The sequence below is a fragment of the Sphingomonas pseudosanguinis genome, assembly GCF_052056765.1.
GTDB lineage: Bacteria > Pseudomonadota > Alphaproteobacteria > Sphingomonadales > Sphingomonadaceae > Sphingomonas > Sphingomonas pseudosanguinis.
The window spans coordinates 2763562-2790181 of record NZ_CP189888.1; the positions used below are offsets into that span (position 1 = coordinate 2763562).

General features: G+C 66.2%; 21 protein-coding genes. 12 read left to right on the top strand and 9 right to left on the bottom strand.

Annotation, left to right across the window (positions count from 1 at the left end; genetic code table 11):
- Positions 1 to 76: 76 nt before the first annotated feature.
- Positions 77 to 4255: a DNA-directed RNA polymerase subunit beta gene (gene rpoB, locus ACQHGV_RS12560; RefSeq protein WP_440978431.1), complete on the bottom strand. Its 4179-nt coding sequence runs from the start codon at positions 4253 to 4255 to the stop codon at positions 77 to 79.
- A gap of 354 nt (positions 4256 to 4609) precedes the next feature.
- Here rpoB and ACQHGV_RS12565 point away from each other — a divergent pair, with 354 nt between their 5' ends.
- From ACQHGV_RS12565 to ACQHGV_RS12575, 3 genes are all read left to right on the top strand, one after another.
- Positions 4610 to 5854, top strand: a complete 1245-nt coding sequence (locus ACQHGV_RS12565; RefSeq protein WP_440978432.1) for a hypothetical protein — start codon at positions 4610 to 4612, stop codon at positions 5852 to 5854.
- 173 nt (positions 5855 to 6027) lie between these two features.
- Positions 6028 to 6915 carry a M15 family metallopeptidase gene (locus ACQHGV_RS12570; protein WP_440978433.1) on the top strand — a complete coding sequence of 296 codons (888 nt, stop codon included), beginning with the start codon at positions 6028 to 6030 and terminating at the stop codon, positions 6913 to 6915.
- Positions 6916 to 6929: 14 nt separating this feature from the next.
- Positions 6930 to 7427 carry a hypothetical protein gene (locus tag ACQHGV_RS12575; RefSeq protein ID WP_440978434.1) on the top strand — a complete coding sequence of 166 codons (498 nt, stop codon included), beginning with the start codon at positions 6930 to 6932 and terminating at the stop codon, positions 7425 to 7427.
- A gap of 4 nt (positions 7428 to 7431) precedes the next feature.
- Here the strand turns inward: ACQHGV_RS12575 and ACQHGV_RS12580 are convergent, their stop codons facing one another.
- Both ACQHGV_RS12580 and ACQHGV_RS12585 read right to left on the bottom strand, forming a co-directional pair.
- Positions 7432 to 8205 carry a metallophosphoesterase family protein gene (locus tag ACQHGV_RS12580; RefSeq protein WP_440978435.1) on the bottom strand — a complete coding sequence of 258 codons (774 nt, stop codon included), beginning with the start codon at positions 8203 to 8205 and terminating at the stop codon, positions 7432 to 7434.
- Between the two features lie 28 nt (positions 8206 to 8233).
- The gene (locus ACQHGV_RS12585) at positions 8234 to 9322 is read right to left on the bottom strand and encodes a catalase family protein (protein ID WP_440978436.1); all 1089 of its coding nucleotides are present in this window, start codon (positions 9320 to 9322) and stop codon (positions 8234 to 8236) included.
- A gap of 255 nt (positions 9323 to 9577) precedes the next feature.
- Here ACQHGV_RS12585 and ACQHGV_RS12590 point away from each other — a divergent pair, with 255 nt between their 5' ends.
- The 3 genes from ACQHGV_RS12590 to ACQHGV_RS12600 all read left to right on the top strand — a co-directional run bounded on the left by ACQHGV_RS12590 (position 9578) and on the right by ACQHGV_RS12600 (position 14262).
- Entirely contained in the window at positions 9578 to 10606 is a 1029-nt protein-coding gene (locus ACQHGV_RS12590; protein ID WP_440978437.1) for a quinone-dependent dihydroorotate dehydrogenase, read from the top strand.
- Positions 10607 to 10652: 46 nt separating this feature from the next.
- Positions 10653 to 12410 carry a gamma-glutamyltransferase gene (ggt, locus tag ACQHGV_RS12595; protein ID WP_440978438.1) on the top strand — a complete coding sequence of 586 codons (1758 nt, stop codon included), beginning with the start codon at positions 10653 to 10655 and terminating at the stop codon, positions 12408 to 12410.
- 64 nt (positions 12411 to 12474) lie between these two features.
- Entirely contained in the window at positions 12475 to 14262 is a 1788-nt protein-coding gene (locus tag ACQHGV_RS12600; RefSeq protein WP_440978439.1) for an AMP-dependent synthetase/ligase, read from the top strand.
- A gap of 247 nt (positions 14263 to 14509) precedes the next feature.
- Here the strand turns inward: ACQHGV_RS12600 and ACQHGV_RS12605 are convergent, their stop codons facing one another.
- Positions 14510 to 16033, bottom strand: coding sequence for a fumarate hydratase (locus ACQHGV_RS12605; RefSeq protein ID WP_183950272.1), 1524 nt, complete (start codon positions 16031 to 16033; stop codon positions 14510 to 14512).
- A 146-nt stretch (positions 16034 to 16179) separates the two neighbouring features.
- Here ACQHGV_RS12605 and ACQHGV_RS12610 point away from each other — a divergent pair, with 146 nt between their 5' ends.
- The 4 genes from ACQHGV_RS12610 (at position 16180) to ACQHGV_RS12625 (ending at position 22541) form a co-directional block, all read left to right on the top strand.
- Positions 16180 to 18834: a putative bifunctional diguanylate cyclase/phosphodiesterase gene (locus ACQHGV_RS12610; protein ID WP_440978440.1), complete on the top strand. Its 2655-nt coding sequence runs from the start codon at positions 16180 to 16182 to the stop codon at positions 18832 to 18834.
- A 382-nt stretch (positions 18835 to 19216) separates the two neighbouring features.
- Positions 19217 to 19675, top strand: coding sequence for a DUF3429 domain-containing protein (locus tag ACQHGV_RS12615; protein ID WP_440978441.1), 459 nt, complete (start codon positions 19217 to 19219; stop codon positions 19673 to 19675).
- Between the two features lie 371 nt (positions 19676 to 20046).
- Positions 20047 to 21960 carry a ribonucleoside-diphosphate reductase subunit alpha gene (locus ACQHGV_RS12620; protein ID WP_440980205.1) on the top strand — a complete coding sequence of 638 codons (1914 nt, stop codon included), beginning with the start codon at positions 20047 to 20049 and terminating at the stop codon, positions 21958 to 21960.
- Between the two features lie 152 nt (positions 21961 to 22112).
- The gene (locus ACQHGV_RS12625) at positions 22113 to 22541 is read left to right on the top strand and encodes an endonuclease domain-containing protein (protein WP_440978442.1); all 429 of its coding nucleotides are present in this window, start codon (positions 22113 to 22115) and stop codon (positions 22539 to 22541) included.
- Positions 22542 to 22615: 74 nt separating this feature from the next.
- On the opposite strand, the gene ACQHGV_RS12630 is transcribed toward ACQHGV_RS12625, so the two are convergent.
- The gene (locus ACQHGV_RS12630; protein ID WP_183950269.1) at positions 22616 to 22867 is read right to left on the bottom strand and encodes a DUF2171 domain-containing protein; all 252 of its coding nucleotides are present in this window, start codon (positions 22865 to 22867) and stop codon (positions 22616 to 22618) included.
- Positions 22868 to 22923: 56 nt separating this feature from the next.
- Between ACQHGV_RS12630 and ACQHGV_RS12635 the strand changes: the two genes are divergently transcribed.
- Together ACQHGV_RS12635 and ACQHGV_RS12640 are read left to right on the top strand one after the other, a co-directional pair.
- Positions 22924 to 23121 (top strand): hypothetical protein, encoded by a 198-nt coding sequence (locus ACQHGV_RS12635; protein WP_440978443.1) that lies wholly within the window; start codon positions 22924 to 22926, stop codon positions 23119 to 23121.
- A 51-nt stretch (positions 23122 to 23172) separates the two neighbouring features.
- Positions 23173 to 24228 (top strand): ribonucleotide-diphosphate reductase subunit beta, encoded by a 1056-nt coding sequence (locus ACQHGV_RS12640; protein ID WP_261268832.1) that lies wholly within the window; start codon positions 23173 to 23175, stop codon positions 24226 to 24228.
- A 419-nt stretch (positions 24229 to 24647) separates the two neighbouring features.
- On the opposite strand, the gene ACQHGV_RS12645 is transcribed toward ACQHGV_RS12640, so the two are convergent.
- The 4 genes from ACQHGV_RS12645 to ACQHGV_RS12660 all read right to left on the bottom strand — a co-directional run bounded on the left by ACQHGV_RS12645 (position 24648) and on the right by ACQHGV_RS12660 (position 26601).
- A complete protein-coding gene (locus ACQHGV_RS12645) occupies positions 24648 to 24980 on the bottom strand; it encodes an HNH endonuclease (protein WP_440978444.1) in 333 nt (110 codons plus the stop codon).
- 94 nt (positions 24981 to 25074) lie between these two features.
- Positions 25075 to 25710, bottom strand: coding sequence for an outer membrane protein (locus ACQHGV_RS12650; protein WP_409787598.1), 636 nt, complete (start codon positions 25708 to 25710; stop codon positions 25075 to 25077).
- A 229-nt stretch (positions 25711 to 25939) separates the two neighbouring features.
- Complete coding sequence (locus ACQHGV_RS12655) at positions 25940 to 26263, bottom strand: MliC family protein (RefSeq protein ID WP_440978445.1); 324 nt, start codon at positions 26261 to 26263, stop codon at positions 25940 to 25942.
- Positions 26260 to 26601 (bottom strand): DNA primase, encoded by a 342-nt coding sequence (locus ACQHGV_RS12660; protein ID WP_440978446.1) that lies wholly within the window; start codon positions 26599 to 26601, stop codon positions 26260 to 26262. Before ACQHGV_RS12660 ends, ACQHGV_RS12655 begins: the two co-directional genes overlap by 4 nt.
- Between the last annotated feature and the right edge of the window lie 19 nt (positions 26602 to 26620).

Consider the following 26620-nt stretch of genomic DNA (forward strand, 5'->3'; position numbering starts at 1 on the left):
TCACAGGGAGGGAAAATTCATCGGGCGAGGTAGGCAAGGCGCCGGTGGAGCATGTGCCCCACCGGCGTCACCTGTCTTACTCCGCCGCCTCGGCCAGACCGTCGTCCTGGGCGTCTTCCATCGACTTGAGGTCGACGTTGAGACCCAGCGAGCGCATTTCCTTGACCAGCACGTTGAAGCTCTCCGGGATGCCCGCCTCGAAGGTGTCGTCGCCCTTGACGATCGCTTCGTAGACCTTGGTGCGGCCGACCACGTCGTCCGACTTCACCGTCAGCATTTCCTGGAGCGTGTACGCCGCGCCATAAGCCTGCAGCGCCCACACTTCCATCTCACCGAAGCGCTGGCCACCGAACTGCGCCTTACCACCCAGCGGCTGCTGGGTAACGAGCGAGTACGGCCCGATCGAACGCGCGTGGATCTTGTCGTCGACCAGGTGGTGGAGCTTCAGCATGTAGATGATGCCCACGGTCACCTTGCGGTCGAACTGATCGCCGGTGCGCCCGTCGAACAGGTCCGACTGGCCCGAGGTGTGCAGACCCGCCAGCTCCAGCATCTCCGACACGTCGCTCTCGCGTGCGCCGTCGAACACCGGGGTCCCCATCGGCACGCCGGTGCGGATGTTCTGGACCAGCTCGGCCACTTCCTCATCGTCACGCGCCTGGATGTCTTCGGCATAGTGATCGCCATAGATCTCCACGAGCCGCGACTTGACCGCTTCCGGCACCGCGCCCGGCTTGGCGTCGGGGTTGGCTTCACGCCAATCCTCGAGCTGCGCCGCGACCTGCATACCCAGGTTACGCGCCGCCCAGCCCAGGTGCGTCTCGAAGATCTGACCGACGTTCATGCGCGACGGCACGCCCAGCGGGTTCAGCACGAGATCGACCGGCGTACCGTCCGCGAGGAAGGGCATATCCTCCTGCGGCAGGATGCGGCTGATGACGCCCTTGTTGCCGTGACGGCCGGCCATCTTGTCGCCCGGCTGCAGCTTGCGCTTCACCGCGACGAAGACCTTGACCATCTTCAGCACGCCCGGCGGCAGTTCGTCGCCACGCTCCAGCTTGTCGCGACGGTCATGGAATTTGTCCGTGATCCGCTTGGCGGCTTCGTCATACTGCGCCTTGACCGCTTCCAGATCGCTCTGGCGCGCATCGTCGGCGACGGCGAACTTCCACCACTCGTGACGATCGACCGATTCCAGCACCTCGGCATCGATGACGATGCCCTTCTTCACGCCCTTGGGCGCGGCGGTGGCGGTCTGGTCGAGCAGCATCTCGCGCAGGCGGCTCCAGGTCGCCCGGTTGAGGATCGTGCGCTCGTCGTCGGCGTCCTTCTTCAGACGCTCGATCTCCTCGCGCTCGATCGCCATCGCGCGCTCGTCCTTGTCGATACCGTGACGATTGAAGACGCGCACGTCGACGATGGTCCCTGCCACGCCCGGCGGCAGGCGGAGCGAGGTGTCGCGCACGTCGCTGGCCTTTTCACCGAAGATCGCGCGGAGGAGCTTTTCCTCCGGCGTCATCGGCGATTCGCCCTTCGGCGTGATCTTGCCGACCAGGATGTCGCCCGGCTCCACCTCGGCCCCGACATAGACGATGCCCGCCTCGTCGAGGTTGCGCAGCGCCTCTTCACCCACGTTCGGGATGTCGCGGGTGATGTCTTCCGGCCCGAGCTTGGTGTCGCGCGCCATGACTTCGAACTCGTCGATATGGATCGACGTGAACACGTCGTCCTTCACGATCCGCTCGGAGATGAGGATCGAGTCCTCATAATTGTAGCCGTTCCAGGGCATGAACGCGACGAGCGCGTTGCGGCCCAGCGCGAGCTCGCCGAACTCGGTCGAGGGGCCGTCGGCGATCACGTCGCCCGCCTTCACGACGTCGCCCACCTTCACCAGCGGACGCTGGTTGATGCAGGTCGACTGGTTCGAACGCTGGAACTTCATCAGCGTGTAGATGTCGACGCCCGACTTGCCGGCATCGACCTCACCCGTGGCGCGAACCACGATGCGGGCCGCGTCGACCTGGTCGACGATACCGGCACGCTTCGCCGCGATCGCCGCGCCCGAGTCGCGGGCCACGGTCTCTTCCATGCCGGTGCCGACGAAGGGCGCTTCCGCCTTCACCAGCGGCACGGCCTGACGCTGCATGTTCGAGCCCATGAGCGCGCGGTTGGCGTCGTCGTTTTCCAGGAACGGAATGAGCGAGGCGGCGACCGAGACGAGCTGTTTGGGGCTGACGTCCATCAGGGTGATCTGATCGGGCAGCGCCATCAGGAATTCGCCCGCCTGACGCGCCGAAACCAGATCCTCGGTGAAGCGGTTGTCCGCATCCGTCGCGGCCGAAGCCTGTGCGACGGTGTGCTTCTGCTCTTCCATCGCCGACAGGTACACGACCTCGTCGGTGACGCGGCCGTCGATCACCTTGCGGTACGGCGTCTCGATGAAGCCGTACTTGTTGACGCGGGCGAAGGTCGACAGCGAGTTGATCAGACCGATGTTCGGGCCTTCCGGCGTCTCGATCGGGCAGATACGGCCATAGTGCGTCGGGTGAACGTCGCGGACTTCGAAGCCCGCGCGCTCACGCGTCAGACCGCCCGGCCCGAGCGCCGAGACGCGACGCTTGTGCGTCACTTCGGAGAGCGGGTTGGTCTGGTCCATGAACTGCGACAGCTGCGACGAACCGAAGAACTCGCGCACCGCGGCGACCGCGGGCTTGGCGTTGATCAGGTCGTTCGGCATGACGGTCGAGACGTCGACCGACGACATGCGCTCCTTGACCGCACGCTCCATGCGCAGCAGGCCGACGCGATACTGGTTCTCCAGCAGCTCGCCCACCGAACGCACGCGGCGGTTGCCGAGATTGTCGATGTCGTCGATCTCGCCCTTGCCGTCCTTCAGGTCGACCAGCGTCTTGACGACCGCCAGGATATCCTCGGTACGCAGCGTGGTAACCGTGTCCGGGCAATCGAGGTCGAGACGCATGTTCAGCTTGACGCGACCCACGGCCGACAGGTCGTAGCGATCGGGATCGAAGAACAGGCCGGCGAACAGCGCTTCGGCCGTCTCGAGCGTCGGCGGCTCGCCGGGGCGCATCACGCGGTAGATGTCCGACAGCGCCTGCTCGCGCTCTTCGGCCTTGTCGGCCTTCAGCGTGTTGCGAATCCACGGACCCGTGGCGACATGGTCGATGTCAAGCAGCTCGATCGTGTCGACGCCCGCCTTGTCCAGCGCCTCGAGGTTCTCGGCGCTGATCTCGTCACCGGCCTCGACATAGATTTCGCCGGTCTGCTCGTTGATGAGGTCATAGGCCGAGTAGCGACCGAAGATTTCCTCGGTTGGGATCAGCAGCTGCGACAGGCCATCCTTGGCCGCCTTGTTGGCGGCGCGGGGCGAAATCTTCTGACCGGCGGGGAACACGACCTCGCCCGAGTTCGCATCGACGATGTCGAACATCGGCTTGGCACCGCGCCAGTTCTCGGCCTGGAACGGGATCTTCCAGCCGCCGTCACCGCGAACGAAGGTCAGGCGATTGTAGAAATAGTTGAGGATCTCTTCCGAGTTCATGCCCAGCGCATAGAGCAGCGCCGTGACCGGCAGCTTGCGCTTGCGGTCGATACGGACGTTGACGATGTCCTTGGCGTCGAACTCGAAGTCCAGCCACGAGCCGCGATACGGGATCACACGCGCAGCGAACAGATACTTGCCCGAGGCATGGGTCTTGCCACGGTCATGGTCGAACAGCACGCCCGGCGAACGGTGCATCTGGCTGACGATGACGCGCTCGGTGCCGTTGATGAAGAAGGTGCCGTTCTCCGTCATCAGGGGCATGTCGCCCATGTAGACGTCCTGCTCCTTGATATCGATGACCGACTTGGCTTCGGTGTCGGGATCGACCTCGAACGCGGTCAGGCGCAGCGTGACGCGCATCGGCGCGGCATAGGTGATGCCCCGCTGACGGCACTCTTCCACGTCGAACTTCGGGTCCTCGAGGACATAGTCATCGAAGTCGAGATAGGCGGTGCCGGCGAAATCCTGGATCGGGAAGACGCTGCGCAGCGTCTTTTCGAGGCCGGACACATGGCCCCGCGACTTGTCCGAACGCAGGAACTGCTCGTAGCTTTCGCGCTGAACCTCGATCAGGTTCGGCATCTGCACCACTTCGTGGATGTCGCCGAACACCTTGCGGATGCGCCGCTTGGCGGTGCTGCCATCGCCCTTGCGCGGGGCGGAGCCGCTGTCGATCGCCTTGGTTGCCATGGATCTGTCTGCCTCGTCAGCCGTATAATCGCTGCCCGGAAACCTCCGGACGGGACGCGACGCAAGGACGCCGAAAGGCCGCTCGCAATCGCTTGCGGCGGCATCCGGCGTCCGATGAACCAGCAATCTCCCATTCGACCGACACGCTGCGCGACGACGCGTCATTTCCCGAAGATTGTGGCGAAGGACCGCGATATAGGCTTTGCACCCCCCGCTGTCAAACACGCGCCGGGCCGGACCCATCATATGGTCGAGGGGGGTTGCATCCGCCGGTTCGAGCGGGCACGGCTAGGCGGTCGGGTCGGTGACCCGAACGGCCGATGAAGACTGTTGTTACCACGAGGATTGCATTTCATGACATCGTCCGGGCCGCGCATCGCCGCGCGCCTTCTTGTCCTGACGCTGGCCCCGGCACTCGCACCGACGCTGGCCAGTCCCGTCCTCGCCAAGGCCGCCCCGCAGGACAGTGATGCCAGCAGCCGCCCCTCCACCTCGGGGCTGGACGGATTCAGCCTGACCCCGCGCGCCACCACGCCGCAGCAATCGGCGACCCCAGTGCCGACGCCGCCGGCCCCGCGCCTGGTCCTGCCGGGCCAGGCCACGCCCGAGCCGACCCCGGCCCCCACGCCCCGCGCGACGCCTACACCGCGTCCGACGCCGCGCGCCACCCCGACGCCCGCGCCCAGCCCGACTCCGGCGGCCGCGCCGCTACCCGAACCGAGCCCCACGCCCGAGCCGCCCGCGACGCGGCTGCCCGACCCCGAATCCAGCCCCGTCAACCGCCCCGATACGGCGATGGACGGCTTGAACATTTCCAATGGCCAGGGCGCGATGCCCGCCATTGTCGCACCGGACACCGCCGCCCCCGAACAGGGCGAGACGGATCGCGGCGGCCTGCCCTTCTGGCCGCTGCTCGCGGGCACCGGCATCGGCGCGCTGATCATCGGTATCTGGCTGGGCCGCCGCAGCGCCGGTCGTACGCGCGCGCTGCCCGCCCCGGCACCCCGCCCGGCCGAGCCGGCCCCGGACCTCGCCGCCGTGCCGACGCCCCGCCCGTCGGCGACGCCCGCCGCCGCACCCCAGCCCGCCGCCCCGCCACCGCCGGCGCTGCCGCCCGAACCCAGCTTCCTGCAAGTCGAGGCACGACCGCTGCGCGTCGGGCTGAACATGCTGTCCGCGACGATCGAGGCGGAGATCACCGTGCGCAACACCGGCGCCACCCCGATCGGGCGGGTCGCCGTCGACCTGCGCCTGCTCAGCGCGCATAGCGAACTGGACGGCCAGTTGATCGAGCTCGCACGCCAGCCGCAGGGCCGCCCGATCGTCCCGCCCTTCGCACTGGCACCCGGCGAGAGCCGCACCGTGCGCGGCGTCAGCGCGCTGCCGCGCGAGGCGATCCACGTCATCGACGCCGCCGGCCGGCCGATGTTCGTGCCGATCCTGGCCGCCGCCGCACACACCGACTGGGGCGTCGCCCGCTGCGCCTATGCCGTGGGTCTGGAGCGCACCGACTCGTCCAAGCTCTCGCCGATCTGGCTCGACCAGCCGGGACGGATGTACGACCAGGTCGCCGCACGGCCGCACGTCATGCGGGGGTGATGACGCGGAGCGAGGTCGGGGCGTGAGCTTCGACTTCTCCTTTCGTCCGAAGCGGATCATTCGGCCGCAACCGGAGCATGACGCCGCGAAGAATTTCCCTTATATTCCAGATCGAAGCGCAACGAAACCAGTCGCAGACCAAGTCCGTCACATGATCGGGATTCGATTCCGCCATGCGCCAGATTCAAGCGTCCGTAGGATTGGGCGGCCATAATCGCCCCGCCGATGTCGGCATCATCCAGCAATTGCTGACCGATGCAGGCGAACATCCCGGCCCCATTGATCGGCGATGCGGTCGCCTGACCATTTCCGCGATCGAGCGGTTTCAACGCCGGGTCCTCCGCCGCCCCGATGGCCGGGTGGACGTCCATGGTCCGACGTGGCGACGCCTGACCACGACGCCCCCCGCTACCTCGGCGCCGGCTACGCGGCATCGGGTCACGACCGCACCCACCGTCCCCGCGACGCTGCCACGTAAGGCCGCTCCCGCAGCGACGCCTGCCACGCCATCCGGGGATAGACGCGCCTTCTGGAAAACCGAAACCGCGCTGCCGGCGCGCGGATCGGTCAATCATGGGCTTTCATCGCCGGGACCGGAAAGCCAGATCCGGCGCTTCGGCGGCCGCCCCAGCGAGATCGCCTATCGAAACGGCGGCCCGGTCACCAACCCCAAGCTGCGAGCGCTGATCGTCATCGAGGATGTCGGCCCCTTCCGCGCCACCGGCATCCACCCCGCCGTCGCCAGCCTGCGGGGCGTATTGAGCGCGGTGCGCCGTGAGCTTCCCGAACTCTACCCGTTGCTCGGCAATGCGGGAATGCTGGTCAACCGGCTCCAGCGCGGATCGAGTACGAAATTGTCCAATCACGCGTTCGGGACCGCGATCGACTTCTATATCGACCGCTATTTGACCCAGCGCGGATCGCATCGTTCCAATCGCGGCCTGGATGCTCTGGCACCGTTCTTCAATCGCGCGGGTTGGTATTGGGGGGCGACCTTTCCCACGGATGATGCGATGCATTTCGAATGCAGCACGTCGCTGCTCGACAGTTTCGGGCTTTGAAGGAGAGGATCGGGATGATCCGTCCACCACATGCGATCGTCGCGATCGGTATCATGCTGGCCATCGGCGGTGCCGCAGCCTGTTCGGCCGGGGGCGGTGCGGCAGCGCCGTCGGCCGCCGATTGCCGCGTGACCATCCCGGCCGATCTGATTCAGCGGCCTGCACGCTGGCTGGGCGATTGCATCAAGAGCAGGGCCGAGGGGTTGGGCGTGTTACGCCTCGGCAAGGCCGAACCCTATCAGTTCTTCCTCGGCAGGATGGCCGGCGGCCGCCCCGTACAGGGCGTGTTGAGGGTCAACGGATCACAACTGATCCCCGCCTATCGCTTCGATCCGGAATGGCGCGGCGTCGTTCCCGAGGCCGACCGCCCAGAACAATTGACCCAGGTGTTCAGGACGGGATCGGCAGGCGCCAGCGCGGCGGCGCGGCGCTTCGCGTCACAAGGGAATGCCGGTTCGGCCGCCTATTACCGCAAGCTGGCCGAGGATTATCGCACGCCGCCTTTCGAGTAAGGCATCATCCCGCCCGCATATCCTCGGTAATCACATGCGGCGCGGTTTCGCCGAAGCTGCGGACCAGCGTTTCGAAGCCCTTGCCCTCCACGCGGAGTTCGTTGAAGGCGGGCGGCGTCTTGCGGGTGCGCTTGGACAGGGTGCCCGCGCCGATCATGCGGATGATCCGGCCATCGCGGTCGATCGGCACGTCGAACGGGTCGTGGACATGGCCCGACAGCACCGCATGCGCGCCCGCCGCCGCCAGCCGGGTCAACGCCTCGTCGCCATTGCGGGTCTTGGCAGTGCCCTTGGTCGGCCCCTCGATCAGCGGGTGGTGCGCGGCGACCAGGATCAGGTGATCCTTGGGCGCCTGTTCGATCAGCGCCAGCGCGCGGCGGAGCGAACCCCGACTGACCCGCCCCTTCGACCAGTTCCACCGCCACTGGGCGCGCGCGGTGGTCTTGAGCGGCACCACCGTCACGCCGGGCAGGTCAAGCGGCTTCTCGATCATCCGTTCGACCGCCGCATAGCGCTGATAGGGCGCGAAGAACCGGCGGAACGGGTCCCAGTAATAGGGGATGTCGTGATTGCCGACCTCGACCGTCACCGGCACGCCCAGCGATTGCAGCCATTCGCCGCCCGCCTGGAACTCGCGTTTGGTCGCGCGCATGGTCAGGTCGCCGGTCATGATGACGGCGTCGGGCTTTTCCTCGGCCACCCGCTCGGCGAACCAGGCGAGCGCGGCGGGGTCCTCGGCACCGAAATGCACGTCGCTGACATGAAACAGGCGGATCATGCCGCTTGTCCTAGCGGTTGCGACCGGCTCACGGCAACTCGGCCATTTCGCGCGGCTCGTGCATCGGGCAGCCATTCACCCGCCCGCGATATTCGGCCGAGAAGCGATAGGTGTCTTTCCGTGCGCGGTTGACATTGCCCAGTGGCCGGTGCGCGGCCAGGCCGTGCCAGATGCTGTAGGACAGCGCATCGTCGATCGCGTTGGTCTGGCCGTCCTGCCAGCTGATCTGCGGTTCGGCGGTGAAGGTCGCGACGGTGATGTACGGGCTGTCCGCCTCGCTCCATTCGGCGGTGGCATCCTCGATCGGCATGGCGTCGAGATCGCGGTTGAGCTGGACACGCAATTCCCACTGGCCGCCCTGCTCGATCATCACCTCGCGCACCACTTCACGCAGCGCGTCGGGGCGGTCATGGGTGTCGACCGTATCGCCGGTCAGCTGGGTCAGCGCCGGGCTGACCGGAAACAGGGCGAACTTGGCGATATGGTCGCCGTAACGGAACGGCGTCTGGCTGTAATAGGTCTCGCCCAGCGGGTGGACCTGCTTCGAGCCGCCTAGCGTCTTGAGCGTCGCGCTCTCGACCCCGACCGTCTCCAGCGTCGCCTCGATCCCGCGCAATATGCCCGAGAGCAGCTTCTTGCCGCCCTCGAACTTGTCGGTGGTGGAGGCGAGCATCTTCAGATTCTTGGCGAAGGCATCCGCCGTCGGCGCGGTGAAGACCGGCGCGTTGGCCATGACGAAGTCCTGCGTGGCATCGCCTTCCGAGCCCGGCAGCCGCTCGCCCTCTACCCCGATGACCTTCAGCGCGAGGCCGCGCGGCAGAGCGATGGCGTCATCAAGTATATCGCCCGGGTTGGTGGAGATGCGCGCCACCGCGTCATATTCGCCCGGCTTGGCGAACAGCCCCTGCGCCAGTTCGGCGGGAAGCGCGTCATGGACCTTCAGCCTGCCCCGGATGATGCCATGCGCCTTGGCATGGACGGCGCGGACGCCGTGGCCATAGTTCTTCGAGGTGGTGTCGAGGATATGCTCGAACGACTGTTTCATCTGGTCGACGGTGTCGCCCTCTTCGGGCTTTACGTCTTCGACCTGGGGGTTGAATGCGACGGGGGTCTTCATCGGGGCTCTCCCTGTAGGTCCCCACCAACCGATGTTGGGTAATAGCGTTCCGTTTTGATTACACCGGCCCTCCGGTCTTGGCACGCCCCTCCCGCAAGCGGGAGGGGATGGGGGAGGGCATGCCACAGGCGACGGGCTCGGTGAGACACCTTTCCCTCCCCCCGCCCCCTCCCGCCTGCGGGAGGGGGAGCAGTGAAGACGGGAGGGATAGCCCACACCTTCCCCCTCCCCCCGCAATCCGCTAACCGGGCCGGCATGGCCTTTTATCACCCGCTCCTCTTCGCGCTCGATGCCGAACGCGCCCATGGTCTGACGGTAGCGATGCTGTCGCGTTGGGGTTCGCTGGGCGCACCGATGGGGGTGGATTCGGCGCGTTATCCCCGGCTCGCCACGCGCATCGCGGGGATCGACTTCGCCAACCCGCTGGGGCTGGCGGCGGGCGTCGACAAGAATGGCGAGGCGATCGACGGCTTTTTCGGCCTGGGCTTCGGCATGGTCGAGATCGGCACGCTGACCCCCAAGCCCCAGCCCGGCAACCCCAAGCCCCGCCTGTTCCGGCTGGTCGAGGATAAGGGCGTCGTCAACCGCTATGGCTTCAACAATGGTGGGCTGGACGCGGGGCTGACGCGCGCGAAGGCGGCGAAGCGCAAAGGCGTGCTGGGCATCAATGTCGGCGCGAACAAGGACGCCGCCGACCGTATCGCCGATTATCACCACGGGGTGACCCAGGCGGCACCGATCGCCGATTACGTCACGATCAACATCTCCAGCCCCAACACGCCTGGCTTGCGCGACCTGCAGCACGGCGCGGCGCTGGCCGAGTTGCTGGCCACCTCGCGCGAGGCGGCAGGCCAGGTGCCGCTGTTCCTGAAGGTCGCCCCCGATCTCGAGCCCGCGCAGATCGACGAGATCGCGCGCGGCGCGATCGACAACCGGCTGGACGCGATCATCATCGGCAACACCACCATCACCCGGCCCCATGTCACCAGCGCCAACGCGGCCGAGACCGGCGGCCTGTCGGGCCGTCCGCTCGCCCCGCTTGCCCGCGCGCGGCTGGCCGATTTCCGGAAAGCCACCGGGGCGGCGCTGCCCCTGATCGCCGCCGGCGGGATCGATAGCGGGGCGGAGGCCTATGCCCGCATCCGGGCGGGGGCGAGCCTGGTCCAGCTTTACTCCGCGCTGGTCTATGAGGGGCCGGGGCTGGCCGCGCGCATCCTGCGCGATCTCGACGCGCTGCTCGCCCGCGACGGATTCGAGAATATCGCTCAGGCGATCGGCGCCTGACGTTACGGCTTGGCGCAGGGCGCGCCTTGCCGCTAGGGTCGGCCGGATGAAGCACTGGCTCCTGTCCGTGGCGGCGCTCGCGCTGCCTCTCGCCGCGCCCGTCGAGGCGCGCCAGCCCGCCCCCCAGCCCGCCCCAAAGCCCCCCGCCGAGGGTATGGTCAGCGCCGCCGATCCGCGCGCCGCCGCCGCCGGGGTCGAGATCCTGCGCGCCGGCGGAAGCGCGACCGACGCCGCGATCGCCACCATGCTGGCGCTGAACGTGGTCGAACCGCAAAGCTCGGGCATCGGCGGGGGCAGCTATTGGGTCCGCCACGGGCCGCGCGGCACCGACAGCATCGACGCGCGCGAAACCGCGCCGATGGCCGCCACCCCGAACTGGTTCTATGGCCCGGAAGGACGCCCGCTGACCCATGCCGAGGCGGTGCCCGGCGGGCGCAGCGTCGGCGTGCCCGGCGCGCTGCGCGGCATGGCGCTGGCCCATGCCAAGGGCGGCAAGCTGCCCTGGGCGCGGCTGTTCCAGCCCGCGATCCGGCTGGCGCGCGACGGGTTCCAGCTGACCCCGCGTCTCCAGACCGCGCTGACTCGGTACGGCGCACATGTCGACGCCCCCACGCGCGCCCGGCTGACCGGTCCCGACGGACAGGTCCTGCCGCTGGGCAGCATCATCCGCAATCCCGAACAGGCCGCCTTGTTCGAACGCCTCGCCAAACTCGGCCCCGACTATTTCTATGTCGGGCCGCAGGCGCAGAAGCTGGTCACGACGGTCAACACCGCGCCACGCAATCCGTCGAAGATGACGACCGGCGACCTCGCCTCCTATGCCGCCAAGCCGCGTGCGCCGCTGTGCGACACCTATCGCGGATACCGGATTTGCAGCATGGCCCCCTCCTCGGGCGGCGGGTCGACGGTGCTGTCGATCCTGAAACTGCTCGAACGCTTCGACATGGGATCGCTGGGCAAGGATTCGCCGCAGGCCTGGCATCTGTTCGCCGAGGCCTCCCGCCTCGCCTATGCGGACCGCGACATGTATCTGGGCGATCCCGATTATGTCCGCGTGCCGCTGAAGGGGTTGTTCGACCCCCGATATATCGCCAGCCGCTCCGCACTGATCTCGCCCGATCGCACCATGGCGTCGGTCTCGCCCGGCACGCCACCGGGGGCGCCGGCGCGGGTCCGCGCACCGGTCAGCGAGGTCGCGGGCACCACCGATCTCGTCGCGGTCGACGCGGGCGGCAATGTCGCCGAGGTGACGACCACCGTCGAGGGGTCATTCGGCTCCGGCCTGTCGATCGACGGCACGATGCTGAACAACGAGCTGACCGATTTCGACATCGTGCCGGTCAAGGACGGCGATCTGGTCGCCAACCGGGTCGAGGGCGGCAAGCGGCCGCGCAGCTCGATGTCGCCGACCATCGTCTATGGCCCGGACGGCCGGGTGCGCCTGGCGGTCGGCGCGGCCGGCGGCGCGACCATCATCGCGCAGGTCGCCAAGGCGATCATCGGCGTCATCGACTGGAAGCTGAGCGCGCAGGACGCGATCGCGACCGGCCTGGTCTTCGCGCCGGGCAAGGTCGCCACGATCGAACAGGGCACCGCGCTGGAGGCGCTGGTCCCCGGCCTTCGGGCGCTGGGGGAGACCGTGACGGTCGCGCCGATGGGGCTGAAGGCCAATGCGATCGAGCGCGTCGGCGGTCGCTGGGTCGGTGCCGCCGATCCGCGCAGCGAGGGCGTGGCGATCGACGTGGCCGGGCGGATGACCGTGATCCAGCGGGTCGGCGACAAACCGGGACGCCCGGCGGAATAAGACAACCAAAGAGCCCGGTCGCGCGTTGACGCGCGCGATACGGGCCGGTGGGAGAGGCACGACCATGCGTACGCTCGAATATTTTCCCAATCTCGTCACCATGTTCTTCACCCGCGCCGCCGAAAAGGGCGACGCGCCCTTCCTGTGGCGCAAGCAGGACGGGGCCTGGCACGCGATCAGCTGGGCCGAGGCGGCACGACAGGTCGCCAGCCTGTCGCGCGGGCTGCGCTCCACGGGGCTGCAACGCGGCGACCGGGTGATGCTGGTCGCGGAGAATCGGCCCGAATGGTGCATCGCCGATCTCGCCATCATGGCGGCGGGCTGCGTCACCGTGCCGACCTACACGACCAATACCGAACGCGATCACGCGCACATCATCGAGAATTCGGGCGCGCGCGCGATCATCGTCTCGACCCAGAAGCTGGCCGCCACGCTGATGCCCGCCGCGCTGCGCTCCAACCATGTCCAGACGGTGATCGGGATCGAGCCGCTGAGGCTGGGGCCGAGCCAGATCGACTGCCGCCAATATGACGCGCTGATCGCCGCGCATCCGACCCAGGCCGCCACCGTGGCGGCGGAGGCCGATTTCAGCCGGGGCGACCTGGCCTGCATCATCTACACCTCGGGCACCGGTGGCGCACCGCGCGGGGTGATGCAGCATCACGGCGCGATCCTGCACAATTGCGCCGGGTGCAGCGTGGTGATCGCCGAGGATTTTGGCTGGGAGGACGAGGTGTTCCTTTCCTTCCTCCCCCTCTCCCACGCCTATGAGCATACCGGGGGCCAGCATTTCCCCATCTCGCTGGGCGGGCAGATCTATTACGCTGAGGGCCTCGACAAGCTGGCCGCCAATATCGAAGAGGTCCGCCCGACGATCATGTTCGTCGTGCCCCGCTTGTTCGAGGTACTGCACACCCGCATCGCCAAGGCGATCGAGAAGAAGGGCGGCCTCGGCGCAAGGCTGCTCGACCAGGCGCTGGCCCTGGGTGCGCGCAGCTATGACGGCAAGCTGCGACTGGTCGACCGACCCGCGCAGCTCGCGGTCGCCACGCTGTTCAAGCCCAAAATCGCCAGGAAGTTCGGCGGCCGGTTGAAGGCAATGGTGTCGGGCGGCGCGCCGCTCAACCCCGAGATCGGGCTGTTCTTCCACTCGATCGGCCTCACCCTGCTGCAAGGCTATGGCCAGACCGAGGCCGCGCCGGTCATCGCCTGCAACCGGCCCAAGGCCGGCGTGCGGATGGAAACGGTCGGCCCGCCGCTCGTCGATACCGAAGTGCGGATCGCCGAGGACGGCGAGATTCTGGTGCGCGGCGAGCTGGTCATGCACGGATATTGGCGCAACCCGACCGAGACCGAGCGGGTACTGAAGGACGGCTGGCTGCACACCGGCGACATCGGCGAGTTCGATACGGCGGGCCGCCTGCGCATCACTGACCGCAAGAAGGACCTGATCATCAACGACAAGGGCGAGAATGTCGCCCCCCAGAAGGTCGAGGGGATGCTGACCCTCCAGCCCGAAATCGCGCAGGCGATGATCGCGGGCGACCGGCGGCCCTATATGGTGGCGCTGATCGTGCCCGATTCCGAATGGACCGCCGAGTGGTGCGCGAAGTCGGGCACGGGCTGCAACCGCGTGGCGCTCGACGACGATCTGGACTTCCGCGCGGCGATCTCGGCGGCGGTCGACCGGGTCAATCGCGACCTGTCGGTCACCGAGCGCATCCGCCGCTTCGTGATCGCGCATGAGCCGTTCTCGATCGAGAACCAGCAGCTGACGCCGTCGCTGAAGATCCGCCGGCACGTGTTGCGCGAGGTGTATGGCGAGCGCCTGGACGCGCTCTACAGGAATTGAGAGTGCAGGCTCCCCCTTGGCGAGGGGAGGAACAATCCACGCGATGTGACGGGGCGCGGTTAAAGCACACGCTCCGTTCAGCCTGAGCGCAGTCGAAGGCCAAGAGATGACAGAGGCACCAGACTTTGTCAGCTGGCGATGTTGTCCCGTGGCCTTCGACTACGCTCAGGCTGAACGGAGGTCAGGAAAGGGGAGCTTTCTGCCAGCCGCCCGCCCTCCCCATCGCGGATAGGGAGGGTGAACCGGATCACGCCGGGGTCAGCAGGCCTTCCTTGGCGATCTTGTCCTTCCACACCAGCGGCGCCAGCGTGTGGACGTTCTGGCCTTCGGAATCGACCGCGACGGTGACGGGGAAATTCTCCACGTCGAATTCGTAGATCGCCTCCATGCCCAGATCCTCGAAGCCGACGACCTTCGATCCCTTGATCGCGCGCGCGACCAGATAGGCCGCACCACCGACCGCCATCAGATAGGCGGACTGATATTCGCGGATCGCATCGGTGGCGGCCGGACCACGCTCGGCCTTGCCGACCATTGCCAGCAGACCCTGGTCGAGCATCATGCGGGTGAATTTGTCCATGCGGGTCGCGGTCGTCGGACCCGCCGGGCCGACCACTTCCTCACCGACCGGATCGACCGGGCCGACATAATAGATGACGCGACCCTTGAATTCGACCGGCAGCTCCTCGCCGCGGTCGAGCATGTCCTTGATCCGCTTGTGCGCGGCGTCGCGGCCGGTCAGCATCTTGCCGTTGAGGAGCAACCGGTCGCCATGCTTCCAGCTCTTCACCTCTTCCGGCGTCAGCGTGTCGAGATCGACGCGCTTGGCCGTTTGCAGGTCGGGCTTCCAGTCGACCTTGGGCCATTCCTCCAGCTTGGGCGCTTCGAGATAGACCGGGCCCGAGCCGTCGAGCGTGAAGTGCGCATGGCGGGTCGCGGCGCAATTCGGGATCATCGCCACCGGCTTGGACGCGGCGTGCGTCGGCCAGTCGAGGATCTTGACGTCGAGGATGGTGGACAGGCCGCCCAGCCCCTGCGCGCCGATGCCCAGCGCGTTGACCTTGTCGAACAGCTCGATCCGCAGCGCCTCGATATCGTTACGCGGGCCGCGCTCTTTCAGCTGCCCCATGTCGATCGCGCCCATCAGCGATTCCTTGGCGAGCAGCACCGCCTTTTCCGCCGTGCCGCCGATGCCGATGCCGAGCATGCCCGGCGGGCACCAGCCCGCGCCCATCTGCGGGATCATCTCCAGCACCCAGTCGACGATCGAGTCGGACGGGTTCATCATCTTGAACTTGGACTTGTTTTCCGACCCGCCGCCCTTGGCCGCGACGTCGACGGTAACCGTGTTGCCCGGCACCATCTCGACATGGAGGACCGAGGGCGTGTTGTCCTTGGTGTTGCGGCGGGTGAAGGCGGGGTCGGCGAGGATCGAGGCGCGCAGCTTGTTCTCGGGGTGGAGATAGGCGCGGCGCACGCCCTCATCGACGACTTCCTGCAAGCTACGGTCGCCCGACAGGCGGCAGTCCTGCCCCCATTTCACAAAGACCGTGACAATGCCGGTGTCCTGGCAGATCGGGCGATGCCCCTCCGCGCACATCCGGCTGTTGGTCAGGATCTGGGCGATGGCATCCTTGGCCGCCGGGCTTTTTTCGGCCTCATAGGCCTTACCCAAGGCGCGGATATAATCCATCGGGTGATAGTAGCTGATGAACTGGAGCGCGTCGGCCACGCTCTCGATCAGGTCGGTGTCGCGGATCAGGGTCGTCATGGGGTCGCCTTTTGCGACAGCGGCGCGCGCGGTGCAACGCCATGTGCGATGGCGATGACGATTCCCTCGGGGGGATTCACTTCAATCAATCTTAACTCCGGCGGGCGCAGGGTCGCCCTGAGCCGCCCTGGGACCCAAAGCCGCGCATGTCATCCGCCTCCGACCGCATATCCTTTCTCGCCCTGATGGGGATCGTCGAGGACAATGACGAACTGCTGGTCGAGCTGCATCTGACGCGCGTCCGCATCTTGTGCCGGACCTGGCCGCTGTCGATTCTTCAGAATCTCGTCGCGGTGGCGATCATTTTGGGCATCAGCCTGCGCTATGACCCCTCTACATTGTTCATCGAAAAGGCGACCGGCGGCGCGGCGTTGTTGCTCGCTACGGCGGCCTTCGGGGTGGTGCTGTGGCGCGGCAACACATGGCAATGGCCCTTCTACCGGTTGAAGCAGTGGCTGATCGTGATGGGCTTCGCGATCGCGGTCGCGTCCGGCCCGTTGCTGCTGCTGACCGCGCAGTCACATGACGGCGTCACGGGATGGGCATCGGCGCTGACGCTGTTCTGTGCGATGTGGGCGACCGCGACGGTCCTGCATCCGGTCCGATGCGCGCTGATCGGTTATTCGTTCGGCTTCGCCTTTCTGGCGCCGATCGCCGCCATGGCCTGGGGCGCATCGTTGCCGCTGACGCTGGCCGCCGTCGTGCCGCCGCTGCTCTTCCTGGTGATGAACGCGCGATGCAGCGGGCAGATGGATTATAATGTCGCCGATGCCCGCGCCCGCGCCTTTGGCCAGGGGCAGCAGGCGGTCAAGATGATCGCCGAGTTCGAGGAGCACGGCACCGGCTGGTTCTGGGAAACCGATCGCCATGGCCGGCTGACCTATCTGTCCGACAAGGTGGCGCAGGACCTCCGTGCGATCGGCGTCGATCCCACCGGGCGATCGCTGACCGAGTTGTTCCAGATGGATTCGTCGGAACCCGGCACCGAGCGGACCCTGTCCTTCCACATGGCGTCGCGCACCAGCTTTTCCGATTACACTATCTGCGCGGTGTCGGGCGATCCGCGCGCGCAGGACCGCTGGTGGTCGATTTCGGGCCGTCCGATCATCGACGGCATCGGCCGGTTTCGCGGCTTCATCGGCTCGGGCTCGGACCTGACCGAAAAGCGCCGGTCGGAGGCGGAGATCACCCGGCTGGCGCTGTTCGACGGGCTGACCGGCCTGGCCAATCGCCAACGCATGAAGCTGTCGCTCGACAAGACGCTGAAACAGTCGATCAATCCCTACCGCCCGACTGCGCTGTTCCTGATGGACCTCGACCGGTTCAAGGCGGTCAACGACACGCTGGGCCATCAGGCCGGCGACCTATTGCTGCAACAGGTCGCGCGGCGGCTGGAACAGACGGTCGGCGATGTCGGGCTGGTCGGTCGGCTGGGCGGCGACGAGTTCCAGATCGTCCTGCCCGGCATCGACCAGCGCGAGCGGCTATCCTCGCTGGCGACCGACATCATCGCCACCCTGTCGCGCCCCTATGACATCCAGGGGGTCGAGGTGACGATCGGCTGTTCGATCGGCATCGCCATCGCGCCGCATGACGGGGACGATTCGCAGGCGCTGATCCGCAACGCCGATCTGGGCCTTTATGCCGCCAAGGGCGATGGGCGCGGCGTGCACCGTTTCTATGCCGAGACGATGCTGGAGGGCGCGCGCAGCCGCAAGCGGATGGAGGAGGATTTGCGCATCGCCATCGCGCAAGGGCAATTCCACCTCGCCTATCAACCCGTCGTCTCGACACATGACGCACGCATCGTCGGCTATGAGGCGCTGCTGCGCTGGACCCACCCGACCCAGGGCGACATTCCCCCGGGCCAGTTCGTGCCGGTGGCGGAGGAATGCGGGCTGATCGAGCAGATCGGCGAATGGGTGATGCGCACCGCCTGCATGGAGGCCGCCAGCTGGCCGCTGCCCGCGCGCGTCGCGGTTAATGTCTCGTCGGTGCAGTTCGCCAAGCCCAATCTGTCGGCGCTGGTCGCGCAGGCGCTGGCGCAGTCCGGCCTGGCGCCATCGCGGCTGGAACTGGAGATCACCGAAAGCGTGTTTCTGCGCGACGATCAGGAATCGGAACGCCAGTTCGCCGCGCTGAAGGCGCTGGGCGTCCGCCTCGCGCTCGACGATTTCGGCACCGGCTATTCCTCGCTCGGCTATCTGCGTCATGCGCCGTTCGACAAGATCAAGATCGACCAGTCCTTCGTGCGCGGTGCGGTCGGATCGGGCAATCGCAACGCCGCCATCATCCGCGCGATCGTGACGCTGGCCGATACGCTGGGCATGGAAACCACCGCCGAGGGAGTCGAGCTTCAGGACGAGATCGAACTGATCCGCGAACTGGGGTGCAGCCATATCCAGGGCTTCGTCTATGGCCGGCCGGTGCCCGTCGCCGAGGTGCATCGCATGCTGGACGACGGCGATGCCCATGCCGAGCCGGTCGGCCTGAAATCGATGCGGCGCACGCGGGTGAAGATGCTGCGCTCCGCCCAGATCATCTCGGGCAGCGCCGTCCTCGACGTGCGCATCCGCGACCTGTCGCCATCGGGCATGATGATCGAGGGGCTGCCCCCCGCCTATATCGTGTGCGGTGCCGCGATCGGGTTGCGCGTCGGCACCGACAAGCCGCTGCGCAGCTATATCCGCTGGGAGCGCGACGGACGGGTCGGCATCGCCTTCGCCACGCCCCTGCCCGAGGATCACCCCTGGCTCGACATGGCGATCAGCGACGACGAACCCCGGCGCCAATCGGCCTAACCCGCTGTCCTCCCCCGACAGAGGGGATCGTTATGAAAACGCTTTACACCACCCCGGCGGAGGCCGAGGTCCAGTCGGGTAACCGCTGATAAGGGATGGAGAGCCTTCAGCATCTGGACCCCGGCCTTCGCCGGAATGGAGGGTGAAGAGCGGGGAAGCGCCAATTTCGCAACGACGCCCTGCAAGGGGAGGTGGCAGGCCTGACGGGGGTGTCCCGGTTGGAGAGGTCGGGCGGAACCACGACGGGCGACACCCCTCTACCATGGATCGCATGGCCCCCCTCCCCTCGCAGGGAGGAATGGGAATGTGCGGCGACCGCCGACGCAACGGGTTGGGCGGATAGGAAAGCCGGGCCGCACGTTCGCGCCCGATGACCGACCTCATGCCCCATCCCGCCCCCACGCCCGAGGGCAATGCTCCGAACGCGCCCTGGCTCAGCCTGATCTTTGGCTATGGCCCCGTGCTGGTCCTGCCGATCGCCGCCATCGGCGCGTGGATGGGCTTTCCGCTGGCGCTGGTCATTGGGCAGATGTGGGGCGGGGCGATCCTCGTCTTCCTGGCCGGGGTCGCGCGCGGGTTGAGCTTCTTCACCCCCGGCGGACCGCATGTGTCGCAGATGCTGACCATGATCCTGCGCTTTTCGCTGGGGCTGCTGGCGCTGATCGCCTCGCCGCCGGTAGGGCTGGCGCTGTTGCTGGTCGGCTATGCTTCGATCGCGCTTACCGACCCCTGGCTGGCGCGCTGGGGCGGGGCGCCGCGTCATTTCGCGCGGTTGCGGCCCCCACAAATGGGGGTCGCGTTGATTGGCCTGCTGGCATTGTTTTTGCTGTCCCTGAACTGACCCACGGCCGATCCCGACCGCTAAAAAAGTTTTTTTAAGGCTTGCGCTTCATGAACCCCGCAGACATCCACGCGTCGCGGGTTCAGGGCGCTTGCACGCCGCCGCCATTCGTCGCAACCAACCTCCTCCCCAGGCTTTACCCCTCTTGCGGTAACCGCCGGGATTTTACACTATATAGTGGAAGAGGCCGGGGGCGGCCCCAAGCACTGGTAGGATGACGATATGCCACCCGGCATCATCGGGATCGGACGAACACCCGGTATCACCGGGCGCCGGTTCCCCATCCTTGCCATCGCGACGTTCGCGGCGCGCAGGTGCAAGGGGCGGGACGCCGGCTCGAACGGATCAGGAACAAAGGAGCGGCATCAATGATGGATTTCAGGGATGACCGGGATAGCGACATGACGACTGACATGCTTGAGAAGATGGCGGCGGACACTGCCGCCCCGGCCCCGACGCCCGCCGACACCAAGTCGGTGCGCCCGCAACCCTATCCGGTCGAGGTCGACCATGCGCGCGACGCGCTGCTGACCGACTTCGGCAAGGAAACGCTGAACGACCGCTATCTCCTGCCCGGCGAAAGCTATCAGGACCTGTTCGTGCGCGTGGCCTCGGCCTATGCCGACAATGCCGAGCATGCCCAGCGGCTGTACGACTATATATCGAAGCTGTGGTTCATGCCCGCGACGCCCGTCCTGTCGAACGGCGGCACGGGTCGTGGCCTGCCGATCAGCTGCTATCTCAACTCGGTGCCCGACAGCCTGGACGGCATCGTCACCACCTGGAACGAGAATGTGTGGCTCGCCTCGCGCGGCGGCGGCATCGGCACCTATTGGGGCCAGGTGCGCGGCATCGGCGAGCCGGTCGGCCTGAACGGCAAGACCAGCGGCATCATCCCCTTCGTCCGCGTGATGGACTCGCTGACGCTGGCGATCAGCCAGGGTTCGCTGCGTCGTGGTTCGGCCGCCTGCTATCTCGACATCTCGCACCCCGAGATTGAGGAGTTCCTGGAGATCCGCAAGCCTAGCGGCGACTTCAACCGCAAGGCGCTGAACCTGCACCACGGCGTGCTGATCCCCGACGCCTTCATGGAGGCGGTGCGCGACGGCGCCGAATGGCATCTCAAGAGCCCGAAGACCGGCGAGGTCCGCGCCACGGTCGACGCACGCGCGCTGTTCCAGAAGCTGGTCGAAACCCGTCTGGCGACCGGCGAGCCGTACATCGTCTTCGCCGACCATGTGAACAAGAACATGCCCAAGCATCACCGCGAGCTGGGGCTGAAGGTGTCGACCTCGAACCTGTGTTCGGAAATCACCCTGCCGACCGGCATCGATCACAAGGGCAAGGACCGCACCGCGGTCTGCTGCCTGTCGTCGCTGAACCTCGAAACCTGGGACCAGTGGAAGGACGACAAGCAGTTCATCGAGGACGTGATGCGCTTCCTCGACAACGTGCTTCAGGACTATATCGACCGTCACGAGCCGGGCATGGAGCGCGCCGCCTATTCGGCGGGTCGCGAGCGTTCGGTGGGTCTGGGCGTCATGGGCTTCCACAGCTTCCTGCAGGCGCGCGGCATCCCCTTCGAGGGCGCGATGGCCAAGTCGTGGAACCTGCGGATGTTCAAGCACATCAACGCGCAGGTGAACCAGGCGTCGATGACCTTGGCGGTCGAGCGCGGGCCCTGCCCCGACGCGGCCGATGTCGGCGTGATGGAGCGCTTCAGCTGCAAGATGGCGATCGCGCCCACCGCGTCGATCTCGATCATCTGCGGCGGCACCAGCGCCTGCATCGAACCGATCCCGGCGAACATCTATACCCACAAGACGCTGTCGGGGTCGTTCTCGGTCAAGAACGCCTATCTGGAAAAGATCCTGATCGCCAAGTCGAAGAACTCGGACGCGGTCTGGAACTCGATCCTGGAGCATGGCGGTTCGGTCCAGCATCTCGACTTCCTGTCGGCGGAAGAGAAGGACACGTTCAAGACCTCGTTCGAGATCGACCAGCGCTGGCTGCTCGAACTGGCGGGCGACCGGACGCCCTATATCGACCAGGCGCAGTCGCTGAACCTGTTCATTCCGGCCGATGTGGAAAAGTGGGACCTGCTGATGCTCCACTTCCGAGCGTGGGAGTTGGGCATCAAGTCGCTCTATTATCTGCGCTCGAAGTCGGTGCAGCGCGCCGGGTTCGCAGGGTCGGGCGGTGTGGAAGCTGACAACACGATCAGCGCGCCGAAGTTCGAGATCGGGGAAACGACCGATTATGACGAGTGCCTGGCGTGTCAGTGATCGGGCTTTGAGAGCATAGGCTGCCCTCACCCTCCCACCCGGCTTATGCCGGGCGGCCCCTCCCTCTCCCGAGGGGAGAGGGGTGAGGCAGCCTAATCCCTCTCCCCTCGGGAGAGGGAGGGAGCCGCATAGCGGCGGAAGGGTGAGGGCAGATGCGCCTTTACGAGAAGCAACCGATCGGCACGGTTCCTCGCGCCCGCCAACTCCGCCGCGACGCGTCCGAGCCCGAACGCCGCCTGCTCCGCGCGCTACGCCAAACCTATCCGCATCTGAAATGGCGTCACCAGACGCCGCTGGGACCATTCTTCGCCGACATGCTGTGCTTTTCCGAAAAGCTGGTCATCGAGGTCGACGGCGACACGCACGCCGTCGAAGAAGATTATGACGCGTCCCGCGAAGATTTCATGGCGCGAGAGGGGTATCGGACGATCCGCGTCACAAATGCGGAGGTGATGCAGAACCTTGAAGGCGTCCTCACCCAAATCTCCTTCTCCCTCCGGGAGAAGAAAGGGGCCCGCGCGGTGCAGCCGCGTGGGAAGGATGAGGGCAGTTCCTCAAAGAAAAAGGGCGACGTCGCATGAACGACGCCGCCCTCACCCTTCCGCGCCCTGACGGGCGCTCCCTCCCTCTCCCAATGGGAGAGGGAGAGTGTGGCTCACTCCGCCTCTTCGAACTGGTCGACGGCGTTCTGCGCGGTGGCCGACAGGCGGACCTGATCGCCCTCGACCTCGGCGACGAGGCCGATCGGCAGGTAATGATGCTTGGCGCCCTGCCCGTCCTGGGTCTGCGGGCTGTCGTTCTTGGTCAGCTTGATGCGGTCGCCCTGGACGTGGTCGACGGTGCCGACATGGACGCCGTCCGCACCGATGACTTCCGCATGTTCCTTGATCTGGCTGACATCGACCATTTTCAGTCTCCTGTGTTGGGTTCGGTTTCGGAACGCGCAACGCCGGAATTGGTCGCATGACATCGGCGTTCATCATGTACGCGGTCGCCGCGCTGCTCGGCGGGATCGGCGCGGTCCTGCTACTGCAACTCCGTCACCCCCGATCGGACCAGGGCCGCTACGCCCGGCTGATCGCGGGCACCATGTTCGCCATGGGCGGGATCATTCTCGCCGGTTTCGCCACCGCGCTGCGCTCTTGGGCAAGCAGCGGCTGAACCGGCCTTCACCCTCTTCACCTCATTTGATTTGTATCCGGAGTAACCCCGATGCCTCTCCTCCAAGCCTCCAAGCAGTATAAGCCCTTCGAATACCCCTGGGCGTTCGAGTTCTGGAAGCGCCAGCAACAGCTCCACTGGCTGCCCGAAGAGGTGCCGCTGGGCGAGGATTGCCGCGACTGGGCGCAGAAGCTGACCGATCATGAGCGCAACCTGCTGACCCAGATCTTCCGCTTCTTCACCCAGGCGGATGTCGAGGTGCAGGACTGTTATCACGAGAAGTACGGCCGGGTGTTCAAGCCGACCGAGATCAAGATGATGCTGACCGCCTTCTCCAACATGGAGACGGTGCATATCGCCGCGTACAGCCATCTGCTCGACACGATCGGCATGCCCGAGAGCGAATATGGCGCCTTCCTCGAATATGCCGAGATGAAGGACAAGCATGATTACATGCAGAATTTCGGCGTCGACAGCGACGAGGACATCGCGCGCACGCTGGCGATGTTCGGCGGCTTCACCGAGGGCGTCCAGCTCTTCGCGTCCTTCGCGATGCTGATGAACTTCCCGCGCTTCAACAAGATGAAGGGCATGGGCCAGATCGTCAGCTGGTCGGTGCGCGACGAGAGCCTGCATTGCGAGGGTATCATCCGCATGTTCCACGCCTTCTGCCAGGAGCGCCAGTGCCTGACCAAGGCGGTGAAGGACGACATCGCCGACGTCTGCCAGACGACGATCCGACTGGAGGATAATTTTATCGACCTCGCCTTTGAAATGGGCCCGGTCGAGGGGATGAAGCCCAAGGAGATCAAGAAGTATATCCGCTACATCGCCGACTGGCGCCTGGGCCAGCTGGGCCTGAAGCCGATCTACATGATCGACGAGCATCCCCTGCCCTGGCTGACCCCGCTGCTGAACGGCGTCGAGCATGCCAACTTCTTCGAGACGCGCGCGACCGAATATTCCAAGGCGGCGACGCGCGGCCAGTGGAACGACGTCTGGGACGCGTTCGACACGCGGCAGAAGGCCAAGACCGCCAAGGCGGCGAACGAAGAGCCGGGCGAGACCGGCGACATGTTCTCGGCGGCGGGTGTCGCGGCGGAGTGATGGTCAAGAGGGCGGGCTTCGGTCCGCCCTTTTTCGTTCACGCGAAGCCGCGATGGCGCGAAGACGGTTGGTTCGCGCGGAGGCGCGGAGGGCGCAGAGAAGAAGCGGAAGACGGCTGGAAGGCCCGCAAAATTCCCTTTCCTCCGTTCAGCCTGAGCGAAGTCGAAGGCCACGGGACAACGCCTTGCCCTATTTACGCGATCAGACTTGGCCTGCGGCCGAAGGGCTTATGAGGGAATGTTTGCCCTTGGCCTTCGACTTCGCTCAGGCTGAACGGAGCGTGGGGAAAGCGGATAGTGCTTTCCAAAAATCCTCTCTGCGTCCTCTGCGCCTCTGCGCGAACCAACAACTTCCGCTCCTACGGCCCAGCGAGAACCGAAACCCTTCGCGCCATCGCGGCTTCGCGTGAACAAGAAAACCTACCGTCCCACCCTAGTCGGCGCATGGAAATCCGCCGGCTTCCCCGCGATCCATCTCAGAAACCGCGCGACGTCCGGATGCGCCCGCAGCACCGCGAAATCCGAATAGTCCCTTGCCAGTTCCGCATTGGTCAGCGTCGCATGGATCGTGCGGTGACAGATCGGGTGAACCGGCGCCGTCTCGCGGCCACCCTCGCTCTTGGGCACGGGATGGTGCCATTCGACCTTCACCCCCAGCGGTCGCTCGCATAGCGCACAGGTCGGCGGTGGCGCCGCCGCCGCCCGCTCCGCCGCTGCGGCCAAACCTGCCTTGCGCTTTATCCGTCCGACCATGGCCGGCGATATGGGAAGCGTGCCCCTAAAGGAAAACGGGGTCCGGCATCGCTGCCGAACCCCGCCACCTTAAGCCAACTGGACCCGTGAAGGATCAGAAGTGTGCGACCACACCCGCCATCGGACGGAACGAGTGGGCGTCGTCGAAGGTCGAGACTTCCAGACGCAGACGCAGACCCGAGTTGCCGGTCAGGCCGCCCAGACCGATGTCCTTCGGGCCGACTTCGGCGCCGACGCCGTACACGGTGCCGTGATAGTCGCGCTTCAGGTCGCCCTGGACACCCGGAGCGAAGTTGTGGAAGTTGTTCCAGCGATAGCCGACCTTGCCGTAGAACAGGCCGCTCTCACCGGCGCGGAAGCCCGCGCGGCCATAGGCGCCATACTGCCAGTCGATGTCACCCGACACGCCCTTGGCGACCGCGCCCTCGGCGCCGACGAACACGGGGCCCAGCGGAACGTTGAAGCCGACGATGCCCTCGACCAGCGCGCCGTCCAGGTTATAGCCCTTGGGCTGCGCGGGGATGCCGGCGACCGACTGGCGATCGAACTGCTCCCAACCACCCATGACCGCAACGTACGGCTCGATACCGAAGGCGCGGGTGCCGTCGGGAGCGGTCGCGGTGTCGGCGGCAGGCGCCGTCGTGTCGGTGGTGGTGTTCATGTCCTGGGCCATGGCGGGCACGGCGACGAACGCGGCCGCAGCAGCGGCGACGAGGGAAAGCTTACGCATGTGAGATACCCTTCTCTTATTCTATGTGGGGCGGCGGCATGAACCGCTCAGCCCAGGCTCGCTTAACCGGCAAAAACGTTCGCGGTTGCACAGAAGTGGTATTTTCGGTCGCGTTATCGGAACCTGTTGCCGCAGAGACACAGTTCCTGTCACCTAGATGAACCAATTGCGGGCAGAATGCGGCAACGGTCAATTTGTGCCGCTTTTTGGCCGCGAAATGCGTCTTTGCTTATCGAATTGCGGTACAACGAAGCGATTCGCCGGTGGGCCGAGTAAGAACCACCCTATCGCCCTTGCCGCGCAGGTCGTGACCGACCCCGGAATAATGGATGCCGGAGGCCACCTGTTGCCCTTCCATCCGCAATTCCAGGTCGTCGATCCGCATCAACGCACTGTCGTCGCGATTGTCGAAGCGGACCCAGAACTGGCTGCCATTGTCGCAGCGAAAGCCGCTGGACATCATCGGCGGCAGGCCGGCGCGCGGATCGGGCATGGTCGAACAACCGACCAGCACGATCGCGCCCGCCGCCAGGGCGACGGGCAGACCGTTCATGGCCGCAGGGCCATATCGTCGGCGTCGTCGATGTCACCATCGGCCACGCGGTCCTGCTCGAAATCCTCCTGAAGATCGTCCTCGTCGAGATCCTCTTCGGCCATATCGACCGAGGCGTCGGTCTCGCCGACCTCTTCGGAATCCATGTCCAACTCGTCGATCGGCTCGTCCTCGACGCTGTCGTCGCCCAGATCGGGTTCGATATCGGTCAGCAGGACGCCGTCGCTGGGGCCGTCGCGCGTGACCTCCAGGATCTCGGCGCGCTGGCTCTCGTCATAGCCTTCCTCGTCGAAACCATCGTCGCCCGATCCCTGGCTGGGAACCTGATGTCCGCCCATGCTTGCCTCCTGTCCTCGA

Coding starts and splice junctions, on each gene's coding strand:
- rpoB (WP_440978431.1), bottom strand. CDS start 4,255: ATGGCAACCAAGGCGATCGACAGCGGCTCCGCCCCGCGCAAGGGCGAT.
- ACQHGV_RS12565 (WP_440978432.1), top strand. CDS start 4,610: ATGACATCGTCCGGGCCGCGCATCGCCGCGCGCCTTCTTGTCCTGACG.
- ACQHGV_RS12615 (WP_440978441.1), top strand. CDS start 19,217: ATGCCCCATCCCGCCCCCACGCCCGAGGGCAATGCTCCGAACGCGCCC.
- ACQHGV_RS12600 (WP_440978439.1), top strand. CDS start 12,475: ATGCGTACGCTCGAATATTTTCCCAATCTCGTCACCATGTTCTTCACC.
- ACQHGV_RS12660 (WP_440978446.1), bottom strand. CDS start 26,601: ATGGGCGGACATCAGGTTCCCAGCCAGGGATCGGGCGACGATGGTTTC.
- ACQHGV_RS12570 (WP_440978433.1), top strand. CDS start 6,028: ATGCGCCAGATTCAAGCGTCCGTAGGATTGGGCGGCCATAATCGCCCC.
- ACQHGV_RS12630 (WP_183950269.1), bottom strand. CDS start 22,867: ATGGTCGATGTCAGCCAGATCAAGGAACATGCGGAAGTCATCGGTGCG.
- ACQHGV_RS12625 (WP_440978442.1), top strand. CDS start 22,113: ATGCGCCTTTACGAGAAGCAACCGATCGGCACGGTTCCTCGCGCCCGC.
- ACQHGV_RS12580 (WP_440978435.1), bottom strand. CDS start 8,205: ATGATCCGCCTGTTTCATGTCAGCGACGTGCATTTCGGTGCCGAGGAC.
- ACQHGV_RS12645 (WP_440978444.1), bottom strand. CDS start 24,980: ATGGTCGGACGGATAAAGCGCAAGGCAGGTTTGGCCGCAGCGGCGGAG.
- ACQHGV_RS12620 (WP_440980205.1), top strand. CDS start 20,047: ATGGATTTCAGGGATGACCGGGATAGCGACATGACGACTGACATGCTT.
- ggt (WP_440978438.1), top strand. CDS start 10,653: ATGAAGCACTGGCTCCTGTCCGTGGCGGCGCTCGCGCTGCCTCTCGCC.
- ACQHGV_RS12655 (WP_440978445.1), bottom strand. CDS start 26,263: ATGAACGGTCTGCCCGTCGCCCTGGCGGCGGGCGCGATCGTGCTGGTC.
- ACQHGV_RS12610 (WP_440978440.1), top strand. CDS start 16,180: ATGTCATCCGCCTCCGACCGCATATCCTTTCTCGCCCTGATGGGGATC.
- ACQHGV_RS12585 (WP_440978436.1), bottom strand. CDS start 9,322: ATGAAGACCCCCGTCGCATTCAACCCCCAGGTCGAAGACGTAAAGCCC.
- ACQHGV_RS12590 (WP_440978437.1), top strand. CDS start 9,578: ATGGCCTTTTATCACCCGCTCCTCTTCGCGCTCGATGCCGAACGCGCC.
- ACQHGV_RS12575 (WP_440978434.1), top strand. CDS start 6,930: ATGATCCGTCCACCACATGCGATCGTCGCGATCGGTATCATGCTGGCC.
- ACQHGV_RS12605 (WP_183950272.1), bottom strand. CDS start 16,033: ATGACGACCCTGATCCGCGACACCGACCTGATCGAGAGCGTGGCCGAC.
- ACQHGV_RS12640 (WP_261268832.1), top strand. CDS start 23,173: ATGCCTCTCCTCCAAGCCTCCAAGCAGTATAAGCCCTTCGAATACCCC.
- ACQHGV_RS12635 (WP_440978443.1), top strand. CDS start 22,924: ATGACATCGGCGTTCATCATGTACGCGGTCGCCGCGCTGCTCGGCGGG.
- ACQHGV_RS12650 (WP_409787598.1), bottom strand. CDS start 25,710: ATGCGTAAGCTTTCCCTCGTCGCCGCTGCTGCGGCCGCGTTCGTCGCC.